Below are 20076 nucleotides of genomic sequence, written 5' to 3' on the forward strand. Positions count from 1 at the left end.
GTAGCTCAGTTGGTAGAGCAATGGATTGAAGCTCCATGTGTCGGCGGTTCGATTCCGTCTCGCGCCATATTTTATTTATACCTTGGAAGGGTAGCGAAGAGGCTAAACGCGGCGGACTGTAAATCCGCTCCTTCGGGTTCGGGGGTTCGAATCCCTCCCCTTCCATTACTTTAGTTACGGGCATAGTTTAAAGGTAGAACTAAGGTCTCCAAAACCTTCAGTGTGGGTTCAATTCCTACTGCCCGTGTTAATATGATTATGGCGGGTGTGGTGAAGTGGTTAACACACCAGATTGTGGCTCTGGCATGCGTGGGTTCGATCCCCATCACTCGCCTATTTTATATTATTGGGGTATAGCCAAGCGGTAAGGCAAGGGACTTTGACTCCCTCATGCGTTGGTTCGAATCCAGCTACCCCAGTTACTATTTGCCGGCGTGGCGGAATTGGCAGACGCGCTGGACTCAAAATCCAGTGTCCGCAAGGACGTGCCGGTTCGACCCCGGCCGCCGGTATAGTAATAAAGACAAGGTTTTTGGACCTTGTTTTTTGATTTGGTGAAGATTTTGATATTTTTTCTTTAAGTACAGATAACTGATGAAACATCTTTTTCTTCTTATTCTAGTCATTTTTAGTGTATTTTTGGTATAATATTACTTATTCACAATTTATTTTGATTATGAAAGAGTTTGGTGATTAATGTCTCGGTCTGTTGAATTACTAAAGAAACGTTACTTAAAGAATATAAAAGAGAACCCAGATTTATTTATTGGAATTGAGTTAGAATTTCCTATTGTAAATTTAGAGGGTAAGGCTACAGATGGTGAAGTTGTTAAGGATCTCTTTCGGTATTTACCATTAGTACTGGGCTTTACTATCGAAAAAGTGGATGATTTTGGGAATCCAATTCAGTTGCTTGATCCAGTCAGCCAAGATACGATCTTGTTTGAGGTTGCTTATACGACAATTGAGTTTGCATTCGGAAAGGCTGAATCTATCCGAGAGGTAGAAGAACGCTTTACCTTCTATATGGCTACGATTCAGAATAAGTTGGGGGGAGCTAATCATGCTATTGTTGGCTGCGGCATTCATCCCAACTGGGATAAAAATGAGAATTGTCCAGTGGCTTATCCCCGCTATCAGATGTTGATGGATTATCTGAATTTGAGTAGAAATGTAACTAAATCAGATTTACATCATTTCCCTGAGTATGGAGCCTTTATATGTGGGAGTCAGGTTCAACTAGACATTTCAAGGTTCAACTACCTGCGTGTTATCAATGCTTTTACGCAAATTGAAGCTGCTAAAGCTTATTTGTTTGCAAATTCTGAGTTTTCAGGGGCAGATTGGGATACCAAAATTTCGAGAGATATTTTTTGGGAAGAATCCATGCATGGTATCTATCCAGAGAATGTTGGTGTCAATACTAGACTCTTTAAAGATGAGGATGATTTTTTTGACTATTTAAATCATTCTGCGATTTTTACTGCGGAGCGTGATGGGCAGACCTATTATTTTTATCCGATTCAGGCTAGGGACTATTTGGCTACACCTGAAATCCAAGCATTTACCCTTAATGGGGATGAGGTGTTAATTCATCCTCAGGAGGAGGATTTCCAAACTCATCGTAGTTACCAGTACCAAGACTTAACGACTCGAGGGACAGTTGAGTTTCGTAGTGTCTGTACGCAACCCTTGAATCGTACCTTTGCTGCGGCGGCTTTTCATTTGGGTTTGTTGCTCAATTTAGACAAGTTAGAAGCTTACTTGCAATCTGCACCATTTTTTACCACATTTGGTCGTGATTATAAGCTTTTAAGACGACAATTTTCTAAAAAACAACTCACAGATGAAGAAGAAGCTGCGGTTCTCGAGTTTTCTAAAGACTTACTCATCCTAGCTGAGGAAGGACTGGAGAAAAGAGATAAGCAAGAAATGGTTTATTTAGAGCCTTTGAAGAAAGAATTGGGATTATAATTTCTCTTATAAAGGGAGAATTTTCTGAAAAATCGTGATATAATGGAAGAGACTATAGATAAAGGATAGAGATTCATGACATTAGTTTATCAATCAACGCGTGATGCCAATAATACAGTAACTGCCAGCCAAGCTATTTTGCAAGGTTTGGCGACGGATGGTGGTCTGTTTACTCCGCTTACTTATCCAAAGGTGGATTTGGACTTTGACACATTAAAAGATGCTTCTTACCAAGAAGTGGCTAAATTAGTTTTATCAGCATTTTTAGATGACTTTACGGCTGAGGAGTTGGACTACTGTATCAACAATGCCTACGATAGCAAGTTTGATACTCCAGCTATTGCGCCATTGGTGAAACTGGATGGGCAATACAACTTGGAATTGTTCCATGGTTCAACGATTGCCTTTAAAGATATGGCCTTGTCTATCTTGCCATACTTTATGACGACAGCCGCTAAAAAGCATGGTTTGGAGAACAAGATTGTCATTTTGACAGCGACATCTGGTGATACTGGAAAAGCTGCTATGGCAGGGTTTGCGGATGTGCCTGGAACTGAGATTATCGTCTTTTATCCAAAAGATGGTGTCAGCAAGGTACAAGAGTTGCAAATGACTACTCAGACTGGCGACAATACTCATGTTATCGCTATTGATGGAAACTTTGATGATGCACAAACAAATGTGAAACATATGTTTAACGATGTAGCTCTTCGTGAAAAATTGGCTGCCAATAAACTGCAATTTTCATCAGCTAACTCTATGAACATTGGTCGTTTGGTACCACAGATTGTTTATTATGTTTATGCCTACGCTCAGTTGGTCAAGTCTGGTGAGATTGTGGCTGGTGAAAAGGTCAACTTCACAGTACCAACTGGAAACTTTGGAAATATCTTGGCTGCCTTTTATGCTAAACAAATCGGTCTGCCAGTTGGTAAATTGATCTGTGCTTCAAATGACAATAATGTTTTAACTGACTTCTTTAAAACACGTGTTTACGATAAGAAACGTGAGTTTAAAGTAACGACTAGCCCATCTATGGATATCTTAGTATCTTCAAACTTAGAGCGTTTAATTTTCCATCTTTTGGGGAATGATGCGGTTAAGACAGCTGAACTCATGAATGCCTTGAGTACACAAGGACAATATGAATTGATAGACTTTGATGCAGAGATTCTGGATCTCTTTGCAGCTGAATATGCGACTGAGGAAGAAACTGCGACAGAAATTAAACGTGTTTATCAAACAGATGCCTACATCGAGGATCCCCACACGGCGGTTGCCTCAGCAGTTTATAGAAAATACAAAGCGGCTACTGGGGATGCGGCTAAGACAGTGATTGCTTCAACAGCTAGTCCATACAAGTTCCCAGTGGTTGCCGTAGAAGCGGTAACAGGAAAAGCAGGCTTGACTGACTTTGAAGCCTTGGCTCAATTACATGACATTTCAGGAGTGGCAGTGCCACCAGCGGTTGATGGCCTTGAAACAGCTCCAGTTCGTCATAAAACAACAGTGGCAGCTGCTGACATGCAAGCAGCGGTTGAGGCTTATCTAGGACTTTAAGACAGAGGGAGTAAACTCGGTTGGGAAACCAACTGAGTTTCTTTTCATCAGGAGGAGAGATTGTTTAAGAAAAATAAAGACATTCTTAATATTGCATTGCCAGCTATGGGTGAAAACTTTTTGCAGATGCTTATGGGCATGGTGGATAGTTACTTGGTCGCTCACTTGGGCTTAATCGCTATTTCAGGTGTTTCAGTGGCTGGCAATATTATCACCATTTACCAGGCGATTTTTATCGCTCTGGGAGCTGCTATCTCCAGTGTTATTTCAAAAAGTTTGGGGCAGAAAGATCAGTCCAAGTTGGCTTATCACGTGACAGAGGCTCTCAAGATAACCCTATTGCTGAGTGCACTTTTAGGCGCTTTATCGCTCTTTGCTGGGCAAGAGATGATAGGGCTCTTGGGAACTGAGCAGGATGTGGCCGAGAGTGGTGGACTCTACCTATCTTTGGTGGGTGGATCGATTGTTCTCTTGGGCTTGATGACCAGTCTAGGTGCCTTGATTCGTGCAACGCATAATCCGCGTCTGCCTCTCTATGTTAGTCTTTTATCCAATGCCTTGAATATTTTTTTTTCAAGTCTAGCTATTTTTGTCCTTGATATGGGCATAGCGGGTGTTGCTTGGGGGACCATCTTGTCTCGCTTAGTCGGTCTTGTGATTTTGTGGTCGCAATTAAAGCTGCCTTTTGAGAAACCGACTTTTGGTTTAGATAAGGAACTATTGACTTTGGCTTTGCCAGCAGCAGGAGAGCGTCTCATGATGCGGGCTGGAGATGTAGTGATCATTGCCTTGGTTGTTTCTTTTGGGACGGAGGCAGTAGCGGGAAATGCAGTCGGAGAAGTTTTGACCCAGTTTAACTATATGCCTGCCTTTGGCGTGGCTACGGCAACGGTCATGCAGGTAGCTCGAGCAGTTGGGGAGGATAACTGGGAAAGAGTAGATGATTTGAGCAAGCAAACCTTTTGGCTTTCCCTGCTTCTCATGTTGCCCTTAACTCTCAGTATCTATGCCTTGGGGACACCATTGACTCATCTCTATACGACCGACCCTGTAGCAGTCGAAGCGAGCGTTTTGGTGGCGCTGTTCTCTCTACTAGGAACCCCCATGGCGACAGGGACCGTTATTTATACGGCAGTTTGGCAGGGCTTGGGAAATGCTCGCCTCCCCTTTTATGCGACAAGTATTGGGATGTGGTGTATCCGCATTGGCACAGCTTATCTGATGGGGATTGTTCTTGGTTGGGGCTTGCCTGGTATTTGGGCAGGGACTCTCTTGGATAATGGTTTTCGCTGGTTATTTCTACGTTACCGTTACCAGCGTTATATGAGTTTGAAAGGATAGGAAATGCAAAAAACAGCCTTTATTTGGGATTTAGATGGAACCTTATTGGACTCTTACGAAGCGATTTTGTCAGGGATTGAGGAGACCTTTGCTCAGTTTTCTATTCCTTATGATAAGGAAAAAGTGAGAGAGTTTATCCTCAGGTATTCTGTGCAGGACTTGCTGGAGAAGGTGGCAGAAGAGAGAAATCTGGATGCGGAAGCGCTCAATCAGGTGCGTGCCCAGAGTCTGGCTGAGAAGAATGCTCAGGTAGTTTTGATGCCAGGTGCGCGTGAAGTGCTAGCTTGGGCAGACCAAGCAGGGATTCAGCAGTTTGTCTATACTCATAAGGGAGACAATGCCTTTACCATTCTAGGTGACTTGGGTTTGGAATGTTATTTCACAGAAATTTTAACTAATCAGAGTGGTTTTGCGCGCAAGCCCAGTCCAGAAGCGGCGACATATCTGCTAGACAAATATCAGCTGGATCCTGATAACACTTATTATATAGGAGACCGGACTTTGGATGTGGAATTTGCCCAGAATAGTGGCCTTCAAAGCATCAACTTTTTAGAGTCTTCTTATGAAGTGAATCACAGGATTCAAGCACTGGCAGATATTCCTCGTATTTTCTAGGATTAGGAGCGAGAAGATTGTGTCAGTTTTGTGACAGAAACCTAACAAACTATTTCAAGTAATCGAGTTTGTTACAAGGAATAGACAGTTCTATTAAATAGGCCCGAGAGGGCTTTTTTTCTGCTTTTTTTGTGTTATGATAGACAGGTACTCATTTGAAAGGAATATGAACGAATGAAGAAAAGAATTATTTTAGCCTCAACTGTAGCCTTGTCTCTTGCTCCCGCATTAGGAGCTAAAGCTCAAGAAATCTCTTGGACAGCACGTAGCGTTGAGCAAATCCAAAATGACGTGACGAAAAACGAGAACAAAAACAGCTATACAGTACAGTATGGTGATACTTTGAGCACGATTGCAGAAGCTTTGGGAGTAGATGTGACAGTTCTTGCTAATTTGAACAAAATCACTAATATGGACTTGATTTTCCCAGATACTGTCCTCACTACAACTGTTAATGAGGCAGAAGAGGTAACGGAAGTTGAAATCCGAACTCCTCAAGCAGATGCTAGTGAGGAAGTGACAACTGCGACAGCTGATTTGACGACGAATCAAGTGACAGTTGATGAACAAACAGTTCAAGTAGAAGATCTTTCTCAACCAATTGAGGATGCTCCAACTGTAACAGAGACTGAAAAACCAACAGAAGTAGCGCCAAGTTCAGAAGTTTCTGAGACAGCGACAGTTGCTGAAGAGACACTATCTACAGAAACACCTGTAGCTGAAGAAACAGCTGAAACGACTCTAGCGGAAGCACCAGTAGCAGAAACAACTCGCCCAGTTGAAGAAGCTCCACAAGTGGCGATTCCAGCTACCGAAGAAACGGCAGCAACAACTCCAGCAGAAGCCCCAGTAGCAGCTGCTCCAGCAACTGAAACGCCTGCTGATACAACAGGAACAAGTGCAACAGAAGAAACAGCAGCATCAACAGCAACTTCTGACACTGCAACTTCGACTTATCAAGCAGAGCAAAGCCAAACTCCTTCAAGAACTTATTCAGCTCCAGCGGCTCCTGACTATGCAGGACTTGCTGTAGCTAAGTCTGAGAATGCAGGTCTTCAACCACAAACAGCAGCCTTTAAAGAAGAAGTAGCCAACTTGTTTGGGATTACATCCTTTAGTGGCTACCGTCCTGGTGACAGTGGGGACCATGGTAAAGGTTTGGCCATCGACTTCATGGTTCCAGTGAGTTCAGCACTCGGGGATCAAATTGCAGAATATGCAGTCAAAAATATGGCTAGCCGTGGTATCAACTACATCATCTGGAAACAACGTTTCTACGCTCCATATGATAGTAAATATGGACCAGCCTACACGTGGAATCCAATGCCAGACCGTGGCAGCGTAACCGAAAACCACTATGACCACGTTCACGTTTCAATGAACTAATCATTAAAATGGAAGTTGGGAACTGATTGAGTTCCCGCTTCTTTTTGTGTGTAAATTCTTCAGGATAAACAAGAAGATTATTCTGAAGCAAGGTGGGCCTGCTATTTTGACTCTGCTGAGTATTTTGCTTTTTAAATAAGAAAACCAGCGTCCTGAACGACGCTGGTTTTTGTATGCTCTTATCCATTTCGACGTTTACGGGCTAGTAGGGCTCTGTAAAAGAAGATGTGATTGTTTTGGATATAGGGAAGGAGTGAAAAGCTAGCAATTCCAAAGGTGATCCAGTTGAGGAAGTACCAAGGGAGTAGTTGTAGGTCGAGGACAAAGCGTTGAAATTTGTAACCCTTCATCAAGAAACGGCTGGTTTTCAGGATTTGACGGGGTTTAGCCTGCCCTAAATCTAGAGTATCGCAGAGGAGGAATTCTACCTGCGAGTAGGCGTAATGTTGCGGGATATAGAGGGCATTTCCTACAATCATCAATATGAGGCTCGCGAAAAAGTAGAGTCCAAAGGTCATAAGGAACTGCTCTGTTTCAAGGGATGAGAGGTCTAATTTTGGAAACTCAGGATGTAGGGCGATAAATCTCCGAGCTAAGAGATTGCTATAAAAGAGAAAATAAACGCCTACTAAGTTTGGAATGCTCCATAAAAAGAGGTAGAAACGTTTGAGGAGCAGAGTTAGGAAGGTTTGCGAGAAGCGCTCTTCAGCAAAGAGGGCCAGGCTTGATTTTACTGAGAGTTCTGTATCAGGATCCTTGAGGAGTCGGAGTGTCGCAAAGGCAGCACCTGCTAGAAAAATCGTGCTCACAAAAGAAACCACTAGTGGGAAGAGATAGGCTTGGAGCACTTGTGCCAGCATGCTGAAAAAGGATTGCTCTAAAACACTTTCTTGGAGACGAGCCAAGGGGTTGAGAAAGCCTGATAAGATGACCAGCATGCTAGGTAAGAGATAGACGAGAAAGAGGCGGGGATTTTCAGCCTGAAACTGCCTCGTCTGCAGACGAATGGTTTTTAAATCAATTTTTGGGTATTTCATTCTCTCATTATACCATAGTTCGTGACAGTTCCTGGTTTTTTTGATAAAATCATACAGTATGCCTTTGGGCACAAAGTATGAACTGGGACTGTTTTTCCCAGCTTCGGAGGTAAAAAATGTCAGATTCACCAATCAAATACCGTTTGATTAAGAAAGAGAAACACACGGGAGCTCGTCTGGGAGAAATTATCACCCCGCACGGTACCTTCCCGACACCTATGTTTATGCCAGTTGGGACCCAAGCCACTGTTAAAACCCAGTCACCAGAGGAGTTGAAGGAGATGGGATCAGGAATTATCCTGTCCAATACCTATCATCTCTGGCTTCGCCCTGGGGACGAACTCATCGCACGCGCAGGTGGTCTCCACAAATTTATGAACTGGGACCAACCCATTTTGACCGATAGTGGTGGTTTTCAGGTTTATTCCCTAGCAGATAGCCGAAATATCACCGAAGAAGGAGTAACCTTTAAAAACCATCTCAATGGCTCCAAGATGTTCCTATCGCCAGAAAAGGCCATCTCTATTCAGAATAATCTAGGCTCAGACATCATGATGTCCTTTGACGAATGTCCTCAATTTTATCAACCTTATGACTACGTTAAGAAATCCATCGAGCGTACTAGCCGTTGGACTGAGCGTGGTTTGAAGGCTCATCGTCGTCCGCATGACCAAGGTTTGTTTGGAATTGTGCAGGGGGCAGGCTTTGAAGACCTTCGCCGTCAGTCAGCTCATGACCTTGTCAGCATGGATTTCCCAGGCTACTCTATCGGTGGTTTGGCAGTGGGAGAAACGCATGAAGAGATGAATGCAGTCTTGGACTTCACAACCCAACTTCTTCCTGAAAACAAACCTCGCTATTTGATGGGAGTGGGAGCGCCAGATAGCTTGATTGATGGGGTTATTCGTGGTGTGGATATGTTTGACTGTGTCTTGCCGACTCGTATCGCTCGTAACGGGACTTGTATGACCAGTCAAGGTCGTTTGGTTGTCAAAAATGCCCAGTTTGCTGAGGACTTTACGCCACTGGATCCTGAGTGTGATTGCTACACATGTAAGAACTATACACGCGCTTACCTTCGCCACCTGCTCAAGGCTGACGAAACCTTCGGTATCCGCTTGACTAGCTACCACAATCTCTACTTCTTGCTCAATCTGATGAAGCAAGTGCGTCAAGCCATAATGGATGACAATCTCTTGGAATTTCGTGAGTATTTTGTAGAAAAATATGGCTACAACAAGTCAGGGCGAAATTTCTAAAGTGTAAAAATAGAATGCCAAAATCCTAAGTTTTCTCTTAGGATTTTTCCTATTTTTTTGATAGAATAGGGAGTATAATGGAATGGAAATTAGGTGGTGTTTTGCTTCCTAATTTAATGGAGAATAGACTCGTATGCGTATTAAATGGTTTTCCTTGATTAGGATTACAGGTTTACTTTTGGTGCTTTTGTACCACTTCTTTCAAACAATCTTTCCTGGAGGATTCTTTGGGGTAGATGTCTTTTTCACTTTTTCAGGATTTTTGATCACCTCCCTCCTTTTAGAAGAATTTGGGAAGGCACATCAGATTGATTTGCTGGGCTTTTTTAAGAGACGGTTTTACCGCATCGTGCCACCTGTGGTGCTGATGGTTTTGGTGACCATGCCTTTTACTTTCTTGGTTCGTCAAGACTATGTTGCTGGAATTGGTGGCCAGATAGCTGGAGTTCTCGGTTTTATGACCAACTTCTACGAAATGTTAACAGGGGGTAGTTATGAATCCCAGTTCATTCCGCATCTATTTGTTCACAACTGGAGCCTAGCTGTTGAGGTTCACTACTATATCCTTTGGGGCTTAGCGGTTTGGTTCTTATCGAAACGTTCAAAATCTAGTAGTCAATTGAGAGGGATGGTCTTTCTTCTTTCTGCTGGAGCTTTCATCATTAGCTTTTTCTCCATGTTTATTGGTAGTCTAATGGCGAGTTCCTATTCATCTGTCTACTTTTCAAGTTTGACCCATGTCTATCCCTTCTTTTTAGGAAGCATTTTGGCGACAGTTGTGGGGGTTCGTCAGACGAGCGATTTAGTCAAGCAATTTGACCGGATGTGGGACCTTCGTCAAAATCTACTGGTGTTTATTGCTGGGCTTTTGGTGTTAGTGCTCTTGACTTTCTTTGTCAAGTTCACCTACCTGTTTGCGTACTTATTTGGCTTCTTGCTAGCAAGTTTAGCGGCAGTGACCATGATTTTTGCTGCGCGTGTCTTGCATGAGAAAACGCCTGAGATACAAGAACCTCGGATCATTACATTTTTAGCGGATACCAGCTACGCGGTTTATCTCTTCCACTGGCCTTTTTATATTATCTTTTCTCAGTTGATGAGTAATCTGCCTGCTGTTATTCTGACAATTATCTTTTCTTATTTCTTTGCTATCCTATCCTTCTATATTATTGAGCCATTGATTGCCGGTAAATCCAATCCTTTAATACGGAAGATTAGTCGATTGCCCCATATTAAACCAATTAGTGCTACTGGTGCTGGCATTCTTACCTTGATTAGCTTGATTATCATAGCTGTGGCTCCTCAAGTTGGAGCTTTTGAGACAGACTTGATGGTCAATGGTTTCAAACAAGCCCAGACCAATATAGGACAAACAAAGACTCTTGCTGAACAAGCTGAACTGAGTCGTCTAGGAATTTCTGAGGGAACAAGCCTGATAGGAGATTCGGTAGCCTTGCGTGCCAATACAGCCTTACAAGAGGCACTTCCTGAAGCAAATATCAATGCTCAGGTTAGTCGAACGACCAAGCAAGCCAATGACATTATGCTCAATAACAGTCAGAACAAGGCGCTGCTAAAAACTGTTGTCATTGCAACGGGAGTCAATAATCCTGAAGGCTATAAGAATGACTTGGACAGCATCGTGAACAATCTACCGAAAGGACACCATCTGATACTGGTGACACCTTATGAGGGAGATAAGAGTAAGGACACTTACACATCAGTGGAGCAGTATGCGGCTTATGCGCGGGAATTAGCTGAAAAGAATCCTTACGTGAGCATCGCTGACTGGAATAAGGTCGCTAAGGAACACCCTGAAATCTGGGCTGGAACCGACCAAGTCCACTTTGGGAATGATAGCAACATGATTGAAGAAGGTGCTAAACTTTACGCAGAGACGATTGCAGCTGCTGTTAAGGCTGCTCAAGAACTGCCTGTAAAATCAAAATAAGATCAAAGAGTTGGAGAAATCCAGCTCTTTTAAAATATCCACGAAAAATAGGTCTATACCATTTACAAATGAAAAAGAAAGGTTTATAATGTAATTGACATAATAAATTCTAGAATCAATCTATCAAGGAGGTTATCATTATGCCTAATTATATTAAAGCGGATCAGTTTTTCTACCCACACGGAGTTCGTCGTGGCGGTTACTTGGAACTTGTGGATGGCAAGTTTGGTAAACATGTAGAACAGATTCCTGAAGGAGCTGAGGTGATTGACTATACCGGTTATAGCATTGCCCCAGGACTTGTGGATACCCATATTCATGGATTTGGTGGTGTCGATGTCATGGATAATAACATCGAAGGAACCCTTCATACTATGAGTGAAGGATTGCTTAGCACAGGTGTTACTAGCTTCTTGCCAACGACGTTGACTTCTTCTTACGAGCAGTTGCTTGCGGTAACTGAAAATATCGGTGCTCGTTACCAGGAAGCAAGTGGAGCCAAGATTCGTGGAATCTATTTTGAAGGGCCTTATTTCACAGAGAAATACAAGGGAGCTCAAAACCCTGCTTACATGAAAGATCCTCGTATGGATGAGTTTCGTGCTTGGCAAAAAGCAGCTAATGGCCTGCTCAATAAAATTGCCCTTGCGCCAGAACGTGAAGGTGTAGAAGACTTTGTTCGTACAATTACGGGTGAAGGAGTGACTGTTGCTCTTGGACACTCAAATGCGACTTTTGATGAAGCTAAAAAAGCAGTGGATGCTGGAGCAAGCGTTTGGGTACATGCCTACAATGGAATGCGTGGGTTGACTCACCGTGAGCTCGGTATGGTGGGAGCCATGTATGAGTTGCCACATACCTATGCAGAGTTGATCTGTGACGGTCACCATGTGGATCCAAAGGCCTGTGATATCTTGCTCAAACAAAAGGGAACTGAAAATATCGCCCTTATCACAGACTGTATGACAGCTGGTGGCTTGGAAGATGGCGACTACATGTTGGGAGAATTCCCAGTAGTAGTTGCTAATGGAACTGCTCGCCTCAAATCTACAGGCAATTTGGCAGGTTCTATCCTTAAACTCAAAGATGGTTTGAAGAATGTGGTCGAATGGGGCATTGCGAATCCGCATGAAGCAGTCATGATGGCCAGCCTCAACCCAGCAAAATCTGTTCACATCGATGATGTCTGTGGTCAAATCCGTGAAGGTTATGATGCCGACTTTATCGTACTGGATAAAGATTTGGAATTGGTAGCAACCTACCTAGATGGTGTGAAACGTTATCAAGCCTAAGATGATAAAAATAGGGGTCAATAAAGGACTCCTATTTTTATTATCAGATGAAAATAATAGGATTAAAGAAATTGCTAATGGGGGAAACAAGCAAAATCCTTTTCTTGTAATAAAAAATTAGATATAATATACGATACAAAGGAAGTAGTAAGAATGTATCGTGTTATAGAAATGTATGGGGATTTTGAACCGTGGTGGTTCATAGAAGGTTGGGAAGAAGATGTCATCATGAGTCAATCTTTTGACAAGTATTATGATGCTCTAAAATATTATAAATCATGCTGGTTTGAGCTGGAAAAGAAGAATCCTCTTTATAAAAGTCGGAGTGATTTGATGACTATTTTTTGGGATCCTGCCGACCAACGCTGGTGTGATGAGTGCGATGAGTATTTGCAGCAGTACCATTCTTTGGCACTTTTACAGGATGAGCAAGTCATCCCCGATGAAAAGCTACGTCCAGGCTACGAAAAACAAACAGGTCAAGAAAAACACCGTTCTTGCCGCATGAAATGGAGATAAAAAAGTAACTTTTTAAGTTGCTTTTTTTATTTTTTTGCGAATAGTTAGATAAGGAGGGCGGTATGGTACAAGAAATTGCACAGAAAATTATTGCTACTGCGAAAGAAAAGAAGGCTCAGGATATCTATTTCATTCCCAAGGAAAAGTCCTACGAGCTTCACATGCGGATTGGAGACGAGCGGTGTCTCGTTGACTCCTATGAGTTTGATGTTTTAGCTGCTGTGATTAGTCATTTTAAGTTTGTGGCGGGTATGAACGTAGGAGAGAAGAGACGTAGTCAACTGGGCTCTTGCGACTATCAGCATGGGGAGAAGGTGTCTTCTCTGCGTTTGTCTACCGTGGGAGATTATCGGGGACATGAGAGTTTGGTCATTCGTTTGTTGCACGATGAGGAGCAGGACCTGCATTTCTGGTTTCAGGATATGAACGAACTGGGTGAGCAGTACAGGCAACGGGGACTCTATCTCTTTGCAGGTCCAGTCGGAAGTGGCAAGACGACTCTGATGCACGAATTAGCCAAGTCTCTGTTTATGGGGCAACAGGTCATGTCCATTGAAGATCCTGTCGAGATCAAGCAGGAAGACATGCTCCAGTTGCAGTTGAATGAAGCGATTGGTTTGACCTATGAAAATCTCATCAAACTGTCTCTCCGGCATCGTCCTGACCTCTTGATTATCGGTGAAATTCGGGATAGCGAGACGGCGCGTGCAGTGGTCAGAGCCAGTTTGACAGGGGCGACAGTCTTTTCAACCATTCATGCCAAGAGTATCCGAGGTGTTTATGAACGCCTTCTGGAGTTAGGTGTGACGGAGGAAGAATTAGCAGTTGTTCTGCAAGGAGTCTGCTACCAGAGATTAATCGGGGGAGGAGGAATCGTTGACTTTGCAAACAAAGACTTTCAAGAACACCAGCCAACTAGCTGGAATGCGCAGATTGACCAGCTTCTTAAAGATGGACATATCACAAGTCTTCAGGCTGAAACGGAAAAAATTAGCTACAGCTAAGCAGAAGAAAATCATCACCCTGTTTAACAACCTCTTTTCCAGTGGCTTTCATTTGGTGGAAATTATTTCTTTTTTGGGCAGAAGTGCCCTGCTGGAAAAGGACTATGTGGCCCGGATGCACCAAGGCTTGTCTCAGGGGAAATCCTTTTCAGAGATGATGGACAGCTTGGGGTTTTCAAGTGCTATTGTGACCCAATTATCTCTAGCTGAAGTACATGGGAATCTTCACCTGAGTTTGGGGAAGATAGAAGAATATCTGGATAATTTGTCCAAGGTCAAGAAGAAGTTAATTGAAGTAGCGACCTATCCTTTGATTTTGCTGGGATTTCTCCTGCTAATCATGTTGGGGCTCAGGAATTATTTGCTCCCCCAACTGGACAGTAGCAATATCGCCACCCAAATCATTGGCAATCTGCCACAAATTTTTCTGGGGCTAGTGTTGGTTTGCTCTCTATCTTTACTTTTAGCCCTCACTTTTTACAAAAGAAGTTCCAAGATGCAGGTTTTCTCGATGTTGGCACGGGTTCCCTTTCTAGGAATCTTTGTCCAGACCTATCTGACGGCCTATTATGCGCGTGAATGGGGCAATATGATTTCACAGGGGATGGAGCTGACGCAGATTTTTCAGATCATGCAGGAACTGGGTTCTCAGCTCTTTAAAGAAATCGGTCAAGATTTGGCTCAAGCCCTGCAAAATGGCCGCGAATTTTCTCAAACCATAGCGACCTATCCTTTCTTTAAAAAGGAGTTGAGTCTCATCATCGAGTATGGGGAAGTCAAGTCCAAGCTGGGGAGTGAGTTGGAAATCTATGCTGAAAAAACTTGGGAAGCCTTTTTTACCCGAGTTAATCGTACCATGAATCTGGTACAGCCACTGGTTTTTATCTTTGTGGCCCTGATTATCGTTTTACTTTATGCGGCAATGCTTATGCCCATGTATCAAAATATGGAGGTAAATTTTTAAAATGAAAAAACTCATGACAAATTTAAAAAAAGCCAAGGTTAAAGCTTTCACTTTGGTAGAAATGTAGGTTACTAAAATTATTTATATTTTCCACTTGATAACAATGTCCTCAGCTGTTACCTGGACCTTGTTTATAAGATTTCTTACAAGTACCTTTTGACCCTCGTAGTCCATTGAAAATACTTTTTCAGCGTTTAGCAGCTCCCTCATGTCTGCCTTTCTTTTGTCTTTTCCGAGCGCTGGATCGTTTTCTAGTTCAGTCTCAAGAGTCGCCCTCATGCTTATAAATTCAGTTGACTTGTTCTGTAATTCCTCAAGAGTAATGCGATCATCTATGTAGAGGTCGTTTAGTCTACTGAGTTTCTTTGACAGCTCCTCTATTTGTTTCTTGTAGATCTCACGGTCGATGGTTTCAGCACTGTCCTCTGAAAATATTTTATCCAAGTAACCGGCGTCATCTTGTAGCTTGCTGATTTCTGTCAGTACATAAGCCTCAAGGTCATCTTTGTAATAAAATCCTGAGTCACATTTTTTGTTATCATTGTAGGTAGTGATGCCTCTCAGTGTTCTTAGGTGCCTTTGATGACATTCGTATTTTTTAAACCTGCTTCCATCTTTTCGCTTTACTCCTAAAATAATTTTTAAAGGTGCGCCACAATATCCACATTGGCCAATGCCTGATAGTATGTATTTTGCTTGGAATGGCCTAGGGTTGACGTTCTCTGCTGCTGTCCTTTGCCTGATTTTTAGCTCTGCCTTTGTCTTGTTATAAACTTCCTCTGTAATTATTGGTTCATGATTACCTGGATAAACTTCTCCCTTGAACTGATTGAAACCGCAGTAGACAGGGTTATCTAGTATGGCTCTGACCGCCCGATAGCTCCAAGGCACATGTTTTGGATAGTTCTCATTTAGATCATCCCTCAGTTTAGTAATGGATCTCCCTCTCAGATAACTGTCAAAAATAAACTTAACAGCCAGGGCCTGAGCTGGATTGACAGTAATGGTTCCTGTGTCTCTGTGGTAGTCGTATCCATAGGATGTTTTGGCCCACATCATGGATTTTCCAGCCTTTGCACGTCCTATTTTCCCAAGTTGCATGCGTTCCTTGATTTGCTCCCTTTCTAGCTGAGCAAACACAGAGAGTAGCCCAATCATAGCCTTTCCAAAAGGGGTAGAGGTGTCAAAATTCTCCTGCAGACTTAAAAACGCTATATTATTCTTTATGAAAATATCCTCAATCAAGTAAAGCGTATCTTTTTGACTACGGCTAAGACGGTCCAGCTTATAGACTAGAACTGTATCAAATTTTCTTTTTTTAGCGTCTTTGATAAGACTTTCTAGCGCTGGTCTGTCAGTATTTGCTCCTGAAAATCCCCCATCAGTGTATATCTTGTATACATTCCAGTCTTTAATATCGCAGTAGCTAGAGAGCTTAGCTTTTTGCTCATCAATAGAGTACCCCTCCTCAACTTGTGAGGTAGTAGACACCCTGACGTATATAGCTACTTTATTTGTTGTTTTCATTGAATTTGTACCCCTTTTTTGATAAAATAGGTACAAGAAAAGACATCATGCGAGGTTATCTCCATGAAAATCCTTTCTTGTCGTAAGCCTCACGCTCGGAGTCGCCAAACTTTGAGAGCGTGGGGCTTTTTTTATTTCTTAGATTTAAAGACGCATCCACAGTTTCGACAGTGCCAGTTGTGTTTCCCTTTTTTACCAACCAGGCCGAGGAGGACGAATGGCCAGGCAATCATCCAGCCGATGCATCCAACACAACCATTGAAACCTTTACGGTCCTGCATCATGTATTCAATTTGATCACTGCCACACTTTGGACAACGTTTCACATATTTAGCCATTATTTTATATTCCTTTCTTAATTGCGCTAAATTTTTTAAACTTTATAAATATCTACAACCTCTCCGATTGTTCGGATGTCGTCGTTTTCTGACAAGTGGATTTCTTCATATCCACTATTTAGACTTTGCAAGTACCAGGAACCGTCATAATCTCTTTTAAGCTTTTTGACGAAGTTCTTGCCATTTATCTGGAAGATCCCGATTGAGTTGATATCAATTTGGCTAGCTACTCTGATAAATAATAAGTCATTATCTTCTATGAGTGGCTCCATGCTATCACCAGCAACCTTAGCGATAGTATCGTATTCCTCTGGTACATCTTCAGCTCTGAGTCTCACTTCCATATGCAGATTATCTTCCTGAAATGTTCCATGACCTGCAGCAACCAGTCCCTCGACGTAGTCAATGATATAATCTTCATTGCTTACCTTCTCAAAGATAGAAGCAACCTTAGAGCTTTCCTGCTCATCAAGTTGAGCATTGGCAAAGTCGAGGACTTTCTCTTGTCTAGGTTCTTCTAATTGGTTGTAGATGGTTAGGATTTCAGGTTTTTCTTTATTCTCTTTTTGAATTCCTAAAAGAAATTCTGGAGTAATATTGAAAATTCTAGCGAAGTCATCAGCTTTATTGAGTGGGAATTCTCTAGTCTTATTGAAGTACCTAGACATTGTCGATTTAGCTATTCCAACACGTCTAGCTAGCTCACTCATAGACATCCCTTTCTTTTTTGCTTCTTCTTGGATTAGAGAAATGATTTCGTCATTAGTTCTCATGTTTCTTCGTTCCTTTTATTTGATAATTCAATTATACCATCGTTCCCAAACAAATACAAGAGAAACACAAAAAAACATTTTTTGTTATTTTTTTCAAAAAAATAGTTGACAAAATGGAACGACTGGAGTTATAATGAAGTTGTTCCACATCGGGAACGAATAATACTAAAAGGAGAACATGTTATGACAGTTAATCTGAAACGATTAAAGGCTGAACGGATTGCTAGTGGTATGACACAAGATGAAGTGGCTCACAAAATGGGTTGGAAATCACGTACACCATACGCAAAACGTGAAAATGGCTTAGTTTCTATTGGTGCTGACGAACTTGCAAAAATTACAAAGATTTTCGGACTGCCAATGGAAAAAATCACTATTTTTTTTAGCGAAAACGTTCCCGAAATGGAACAAACAGCCTAGGAAGGAGAGAAAGTGATTGAAAATAAATGAAGAGAAAGGAGACTGTATGACAAACTTTAAAGATTTGGATTGCCAGTTTATCTTTCAGGAATCCAACTGATGACTACACAGCTGTTAGTAATAGTTTTATCAACGATCCTGCGCTGGATTTTACAGCGATTGGCATCATGATGGTTATTTTGGCCAATCACCCCAACTGGCAAGTCTATCCAGATGAAATAGCCAAACGCAAAGGTGTTAGTCGTCCAACTATTAGTAAATATTTCAAAATCTTAGAAGAGGCTGGATATTTGCGTCAAGTTAGACGAAAACCTCCAGGCCGTGGAGGAAGTCACGTATTTCGATTTTTTTCGGATAGAAAAATATCTGATTTCCAGTTTGACATCATGTTGCAACGACTTGATAAAGCGATTAGTGATTCATTTTTTGAGATGTAAGTTTTTTTCATGTCAAATTTTTTCATGTCAAATTTTTTCATGTCAAATTTTTTCATGTCAAATTTTTTACACTAACAAATATTAACTAACAACAAGTATTAAATAACAATAAATATTAACTAACAACAAGTCCTACTTCTCTTAATAAATAAAAGAGAGAAATTTCAAATTTAGGACTTTGCAAAAATGGGAAAGGAGTACTCATGAAGCAATTAAAACTAAGTATTAAACCCAAGCAAGAACCTACTGAGGGTCAATCTCTTAATTCTTCAGGTTATTCAGTAAAAATCAATGACTGGGAGCTTGGCAGAGGGGTCACTGGCTTCAGACTAGAAATGCCTGCGAACGGAAAACCAAAAATCACTATTGATTTTACACCAGATATTATTGAAACTAATGGCGTGGTTGTGGATCCTCAAGCTTTAGAAGAGCTTGAGCAAGCTTATTCAGACTTTCTTGTCAAAACTCAAAATGAGAAGGAAAAATCTGAGCAGAGGCTGCAGGTTTTTGAGGGAGCGCTATCTAGTGTTGAGAGAGCAATCGTCCGTAACGCTTCTCTGCCCATCATCGAACGCTATATTGGCTTGAGACAGGCTTTTACTCGAAAAGGATGGGAAGAGCTAAACAGCCTTTACAACTACCAACTGAACGAAAAAGAGCGTAATTTGTCAAAAGACATAACACTGGATGACAGTGAAACCAATGCCTTTCGCAAACACGCTCTGAGGATGATGGGGATTATCGAATAACCCCGTGCATTCTATCTGTAAGTCTATTCTGCTCATTGATAGACTTAGACAGATTGCTAGCTACACGGCTATCTCTTGAAAATTCATCTAGGACTTTGGCGAGTGCTTTAGACAAATTTTCAGAGTTATCAATACCGTACTCATCAAGAATCATCTTGATAACTAGGTCATGCATAACATCACCTCCTTTCTAGCTTTATTATAGCAGATAGGAGAATAACAAAAAAGCCCCTCTGGAACGGCAATTCCATTGAGGGACTAAGCAAAATACTTTACGAGGTAATTATATCATGAAAAAAGTAAAAAAGGAATGGGAGCCACGGATTGTAAACATCATGGCAGATGGTTCTCAAGTTGACGATCTGACAGGATATGTCATACCTGCCGGTCATTCGTACTATGACATTATTGTAGGCATGAACAAGCAGTCTAATGAGGAGGGTGTAGCTTAATGAAATTACTTACCAAGTTAAAACTCAGACTTGAAGGACTCATCAATGAAGTGAGTCTTGACTGGAGAGAGGTCGCAGTCGAGCTTAACGAGGATCTTCTCGAAGAGCGCAAACGTCGCTTTGCTTTCGAGCAAGAAAACTACAATTTGAAGCAGGAGCTTGCTGCCTACAAGTACAAAGAAAACTTTGATATCAAGGCTAGACTGCAAGGAGAAATGTAGATGTACATTATATCAATCCATGTCAAAAATGCTGAAACTGGAAACGAGGATTTCAGTTTGATTGGAAGAGACTTTTTGCCAATTGGCAAGCAAGATTATTCGGCTACTGTTTTCGAGACTAAGGAAGAAGCTATTGCTTATTTGAAATCAGCTTCATACGAAGCTGCGGGAGTTTATGGAAATGACTGGGAATTTCAAGACAAGACTTCTTCTGGAGTGGAATCCCGCTGTCGAATTTGGAAAGTTGGAGAATAAAT

At 41.9% G+C, this 20076-nt stretch carries 21 protein-coding genes, 6 tRNA genes and 1 pseudogene; 24 read left to right on the forward strand and 4 right to left on the reverse strand.

Annotated features, from left to right (window positions below):
• The 11 genes from Q4443_RS07895 to Q4443_RS07945 all read left to right on the forward strand — a co-directional run bounded on the left by Q4443_RS07895 (position 1) and on the right by Q4443_RS07945 (position 6876).
• Positions 1–67: transfer RNA gene (locus Q4443_RS07895), tRNA-Phe, on the forward strand.
• Positions 68–84: 17 nt separating this feature from the next.
• Positions 85–165 (forward strand) — tRNA-Tyr (locus Q4443_RS07900).
• A gap of 11 nt (positions 166–176) precedes the next feature.
• Positions 177–247 (forward strand) — tRNA-Trp (locus Q4443_RS07905).
• 14 nt (positions 248–261) lie between these two features.
• A tRNA-His gene (locus Q4443_RS07910) sits at positions 262–334 on the forward strand.
• A 13-nt stretch (positions 335–347) separates the two neighbouring features.
• Positions 348–419: transfer RNA gene (locus Q4443_RS07915), tRNA-Gln, on the forward strand.
• Between the two features lie 9 nt (positions 420–428).
• A tRNA-Leu gene (locus Q4443_RS07920) sits at positions 429–512 on the forward strand.
• 184 nt (positions 513–696) lie between these two features.
• Entirely contained in the window at positions 697–1974 is a 1278-nt protein-coding gene (locus tag Q4443_RS07925; RefSeq protein ID WP_049519124.1) for a glutamyl-tRNA synthetase, read from the forward strand.
• 75 nt (positions 1975–2049) lie between these two features.
• A complete protein-coding gene (gene thrC, locus Q4443_RS07930; protein WP_049519123.1) occupies positions 2050–3534 on the forward strand; it encodes a threonine synthase in 1485 nt (494 codons plus the stop codon).
• 60 nt (positions 3535–3594) lie between these two features.
• Positions 3595–4875 carry an MATE family efflux transporter gene (locus Q4443_RS07935; protein WP_049519122.1) on the forward strand — a complete coding sequence of 427 codons (1281 nt, stop codon included), beginning with the start codon at positions 3595–3597 and terminating at the stop codon, positions 4873–4875.
• A 3-nt stretch (positions 4876–4878) separates the two neighbouring features.
• Positions 4879–5490 carry an HAD family hydrolase gene (locus Q4443_RS07940; RefSeq protein WP_049519121.1) on the forward strand — a complete coding sequence of 204 codons (612 nt, stop codon included), beginning with the start codon at positions 4879–4881 and terminating at the stop codon, positions 5488–5490.
• 174 nt (positions 5491–5664) lie between these two features.
• Positions 5665–6876 carry a LysM domain-containing protein gene (locus tag Q4443_RS07945; protein WP_049519120.1) on the forward strand — a complete coding sequence of 404 codons (1212 nt, stop codon included), beginning with the start codon at positions 5665–5667 and terminating at the stop codon, positions 6874–6876.
• Between the two features lie 179 nt (positions 6877–7055).
• On the opposite strand, the gene Q4443_RS07950 is transcribed toward Q4443_RS07945, so the two are convergent.
• The gene (locus Q4443_RS07950; protein ID WP_049519119.1) at positions 7056–7913 is read right to left on the reverse strand and encodes a DUF975 family protein; all 858 of its coding nucleotides are present in this window, start codon (positions 7911–7913) and stop codon (positions 7056–7058) included.
• Positions 7914–8029: 116 nt separating this feature from the next.
• On the opposite strand from Q4443_RS07950, the gene tgt reads away from it, so the two are divergent.
• The 7 genes and pseudogenes from tgt to Q4443_RS07985 form a co-directional block, all read left to right on the forward strand.
• Complete coding sequence (tgt, locus tag Q4443_RS07955) at positions 8030–9172, forward strand: tRNA guanosine(34) transglycosylase Tgt (protein WP_049519118.1); 1143 nt, start codon at positions 8030–8032, stop codon at positions 9170–9172.
• A 133-nt stretch (positions 9173–9305) separates the two neighbouring features.
• Positions 9306–11123 carry an acyltransferase family protein gene (locus tag Q4443_RS07960; RefSeq protein ID WP_049519117.1) on the forward strand — a complete coding sequence of 606 codons (1818 nt, stop codon included), beginning with the start codon at positions 9306–9308 and terminating at the stop codon, positions 11121–11123.
• Between the two features lie 140 nt (positions 11124–11263).
• Complete coding sequence (gene nagA / locus Q4443_RS07965; RefSeq protein WP_001134442.1) at positions 11264–12415, forward strand: N-acetylglucosamine-6-phosphate deacetylase; 1152 nt, start codon at positions 11264–11266, stop codon at positions 12413–12415.
• Positions 12416–12568: 153 nt separating this feature from the next.
• The gene (locus Q4443_RS07970; protein WP_000286399.1) at positions 12569–12934 is read left to right on the forward strand and encodes a DUF1033 family protein; all 366 of its coding nucleotides are present in this window, start codon (positions 12569–12571) and stop codon (positions 12932–12934) included.
• Positions 12935–12996: 62 nt separating this feature from the next.
• Positions 12997–13938 carry a competence type IV pilus ATPase ComGA gene (gene comGA, locus Q4443_RS07975; protein ID WP_000249580.1) on the forward strand — a complete coding sequence of 314 codons (942 nt, stop codon included), beginning with the start codon at positions 12997–12999 and terminating at the stop codon, positions 13936–13938.
• A complete protein-coding gene (gene comGB, locus Q4443_RS07980; RefSeq protein ID WP_161800724.1) occupies positions 13886–14902 on the forward strand; it encodes a competence type IV pilus assembly protein ComGB in 1017 nt (338 codons plus the stop codon). Before comGA ends, comGB begins: the two co-directional genes overlap by 53 nt.
• Before the next feature lies 1 nt (position 14903).
• Positions 14904–14966: pseudogene (locus tag Q4443_RS07985) on the forward strand (competence protein ComGC); the annotation flags it as partial.
• Between the two features lie 17 nt (positions 14967–14983).
• On the opposite strand, the gene Q4443_RS07990 reads toward Q4443_RS07985, so the two are convergent.
• Together Q4443_RS07990 and Q4443_RS07995 are read right to left on the reverse strand one after the other, a co-directional pair.
• Complete coding sequence (locus Q4443_RS07990) at positions 14984–16429, reverse strand: recombinase family protein (RefSeq protein ID WP_303408234.1); 1446 nt, start codon at positions 16427–16429, stop codon at positions 14984–14986.
• A 373-nt stretch (positions 16430–16802) separates the two neighbouring features.
• Positions 16803–17540, reverse strand: coding sequence for an XRE family transcriptional regulator (locus Q4443_RS07995; protein ID WP_303408235.1), 738 nt, complete (start codon positions 17538–17540; stop codon positions 16803–16805).
• Between the two features lie 183 nt (positions 17541–17723).
• On the opposite strand from Q4443_RS07995, the gene Q4443_RS08000 reads away from it, so the two are divergent.
• The 3 genes from Q4443_RS08000 (at position 17724) to Q4443_RS08010 (ending at position 19146) form a co-directional block, all read left to right on the forward strand.
• Positions 17724–17960, forward strand: coding sequence for a helix-turn-helix transcriptional regulator (locus tag Q4443_RS08000; RefSeq protein WP_181186680.1), 237 nt, complete (start codon positions 17724–17726; stop codon positions 17958–17960).
• Positions 17961–18127: 167 nt separating this feature from the next.
• Positions 18128–18397, forward strand: coding sequence for a helix-turn-helix domain-containing protein (locus tag Q4443_RS08005; RefSeq protein ID WP_181186681.1), 270 nt, complete (start codon positions 18128–18130; stop codon positions 18395–18397).
• 203 nt (positions 18398–18600) lie between these two features.
• Positions 18601–19146: a hypothetical protein gene (locus Q4443_RS08010; RefSeq protein WP_303408236.1), complete on the forward strand. Its 546-nt coding sequence runs from the start codon at positions 18601–18603 to the stop codon at positions 19144–19146.
• Here the strand turns inward: Q4443_RS08010 and Q4443_RS08015 are convergent.
• Entirely contained in the window at positions 19136–19321 is a 186-nt protein-coding gene (locus Q4443_RS08015) for a hypothetical protein (protein WP_254736665.1), read from the reverse strand. The two genes, Q4443_RS08010 and Q4443_RS08015, sit on opposite strands and share 11 nt — an antisense overlap.
• Before the next feature lie 115 nt (positions 19322–19436).
• On the opposite strand from Q4443_RS08015, the gene Q4443_RS08020 reads away from it, so the two are divergent.
• The 3 genes from Q4443_RS08020 to Q4443_RS08030 are packed head-to-tail and all read left to right on the forward strand — an operon-like array spanning position 19437 to position 20074.
• Positions 19437–19598, forward strand: a complete 162-nt coding sequence (locus Q4443_RS08020) for a hypothetical protein (protein ID WP_303408237.1) — start codon at positions 19437–19439, stop codon at positions 19596–19598.
• Complete coding sequence (locus Q4443_RS08025; protein WP_303408238.1) at positions 19598–19819, forward strand: hypothetical protein; 222 nt, start codon at positions 19598–19600, stop codon at positions 19817–19819. The genes Q4443_RS08020 and Q4443_RS08025 overlap by 1 nt, the downstream gene beginning before the upstream one ends.
• Positions 19820–20074 carry a hypothetical protein gene (locus Q4443_RS08030; RefSeq protein ID WP_049490393.1) on the forward strand — a complete coding sequence of 85 codons (255 nt, stop codon included), beginning with the start codon at positions 19820–19822 and terminating at the stop codon, positions 20072–20074.
• Positions 20075–20076: the final 2 nt, after the last annotated feature.

Source organism: Streptococcus sp. GP0011 (genome assembly GCF_030546305.1).
Classification (GTDB): Bacteria; Bacillota; Bacilli; order Lactobacillales; family Streptococcaceae; genus Streptococcus.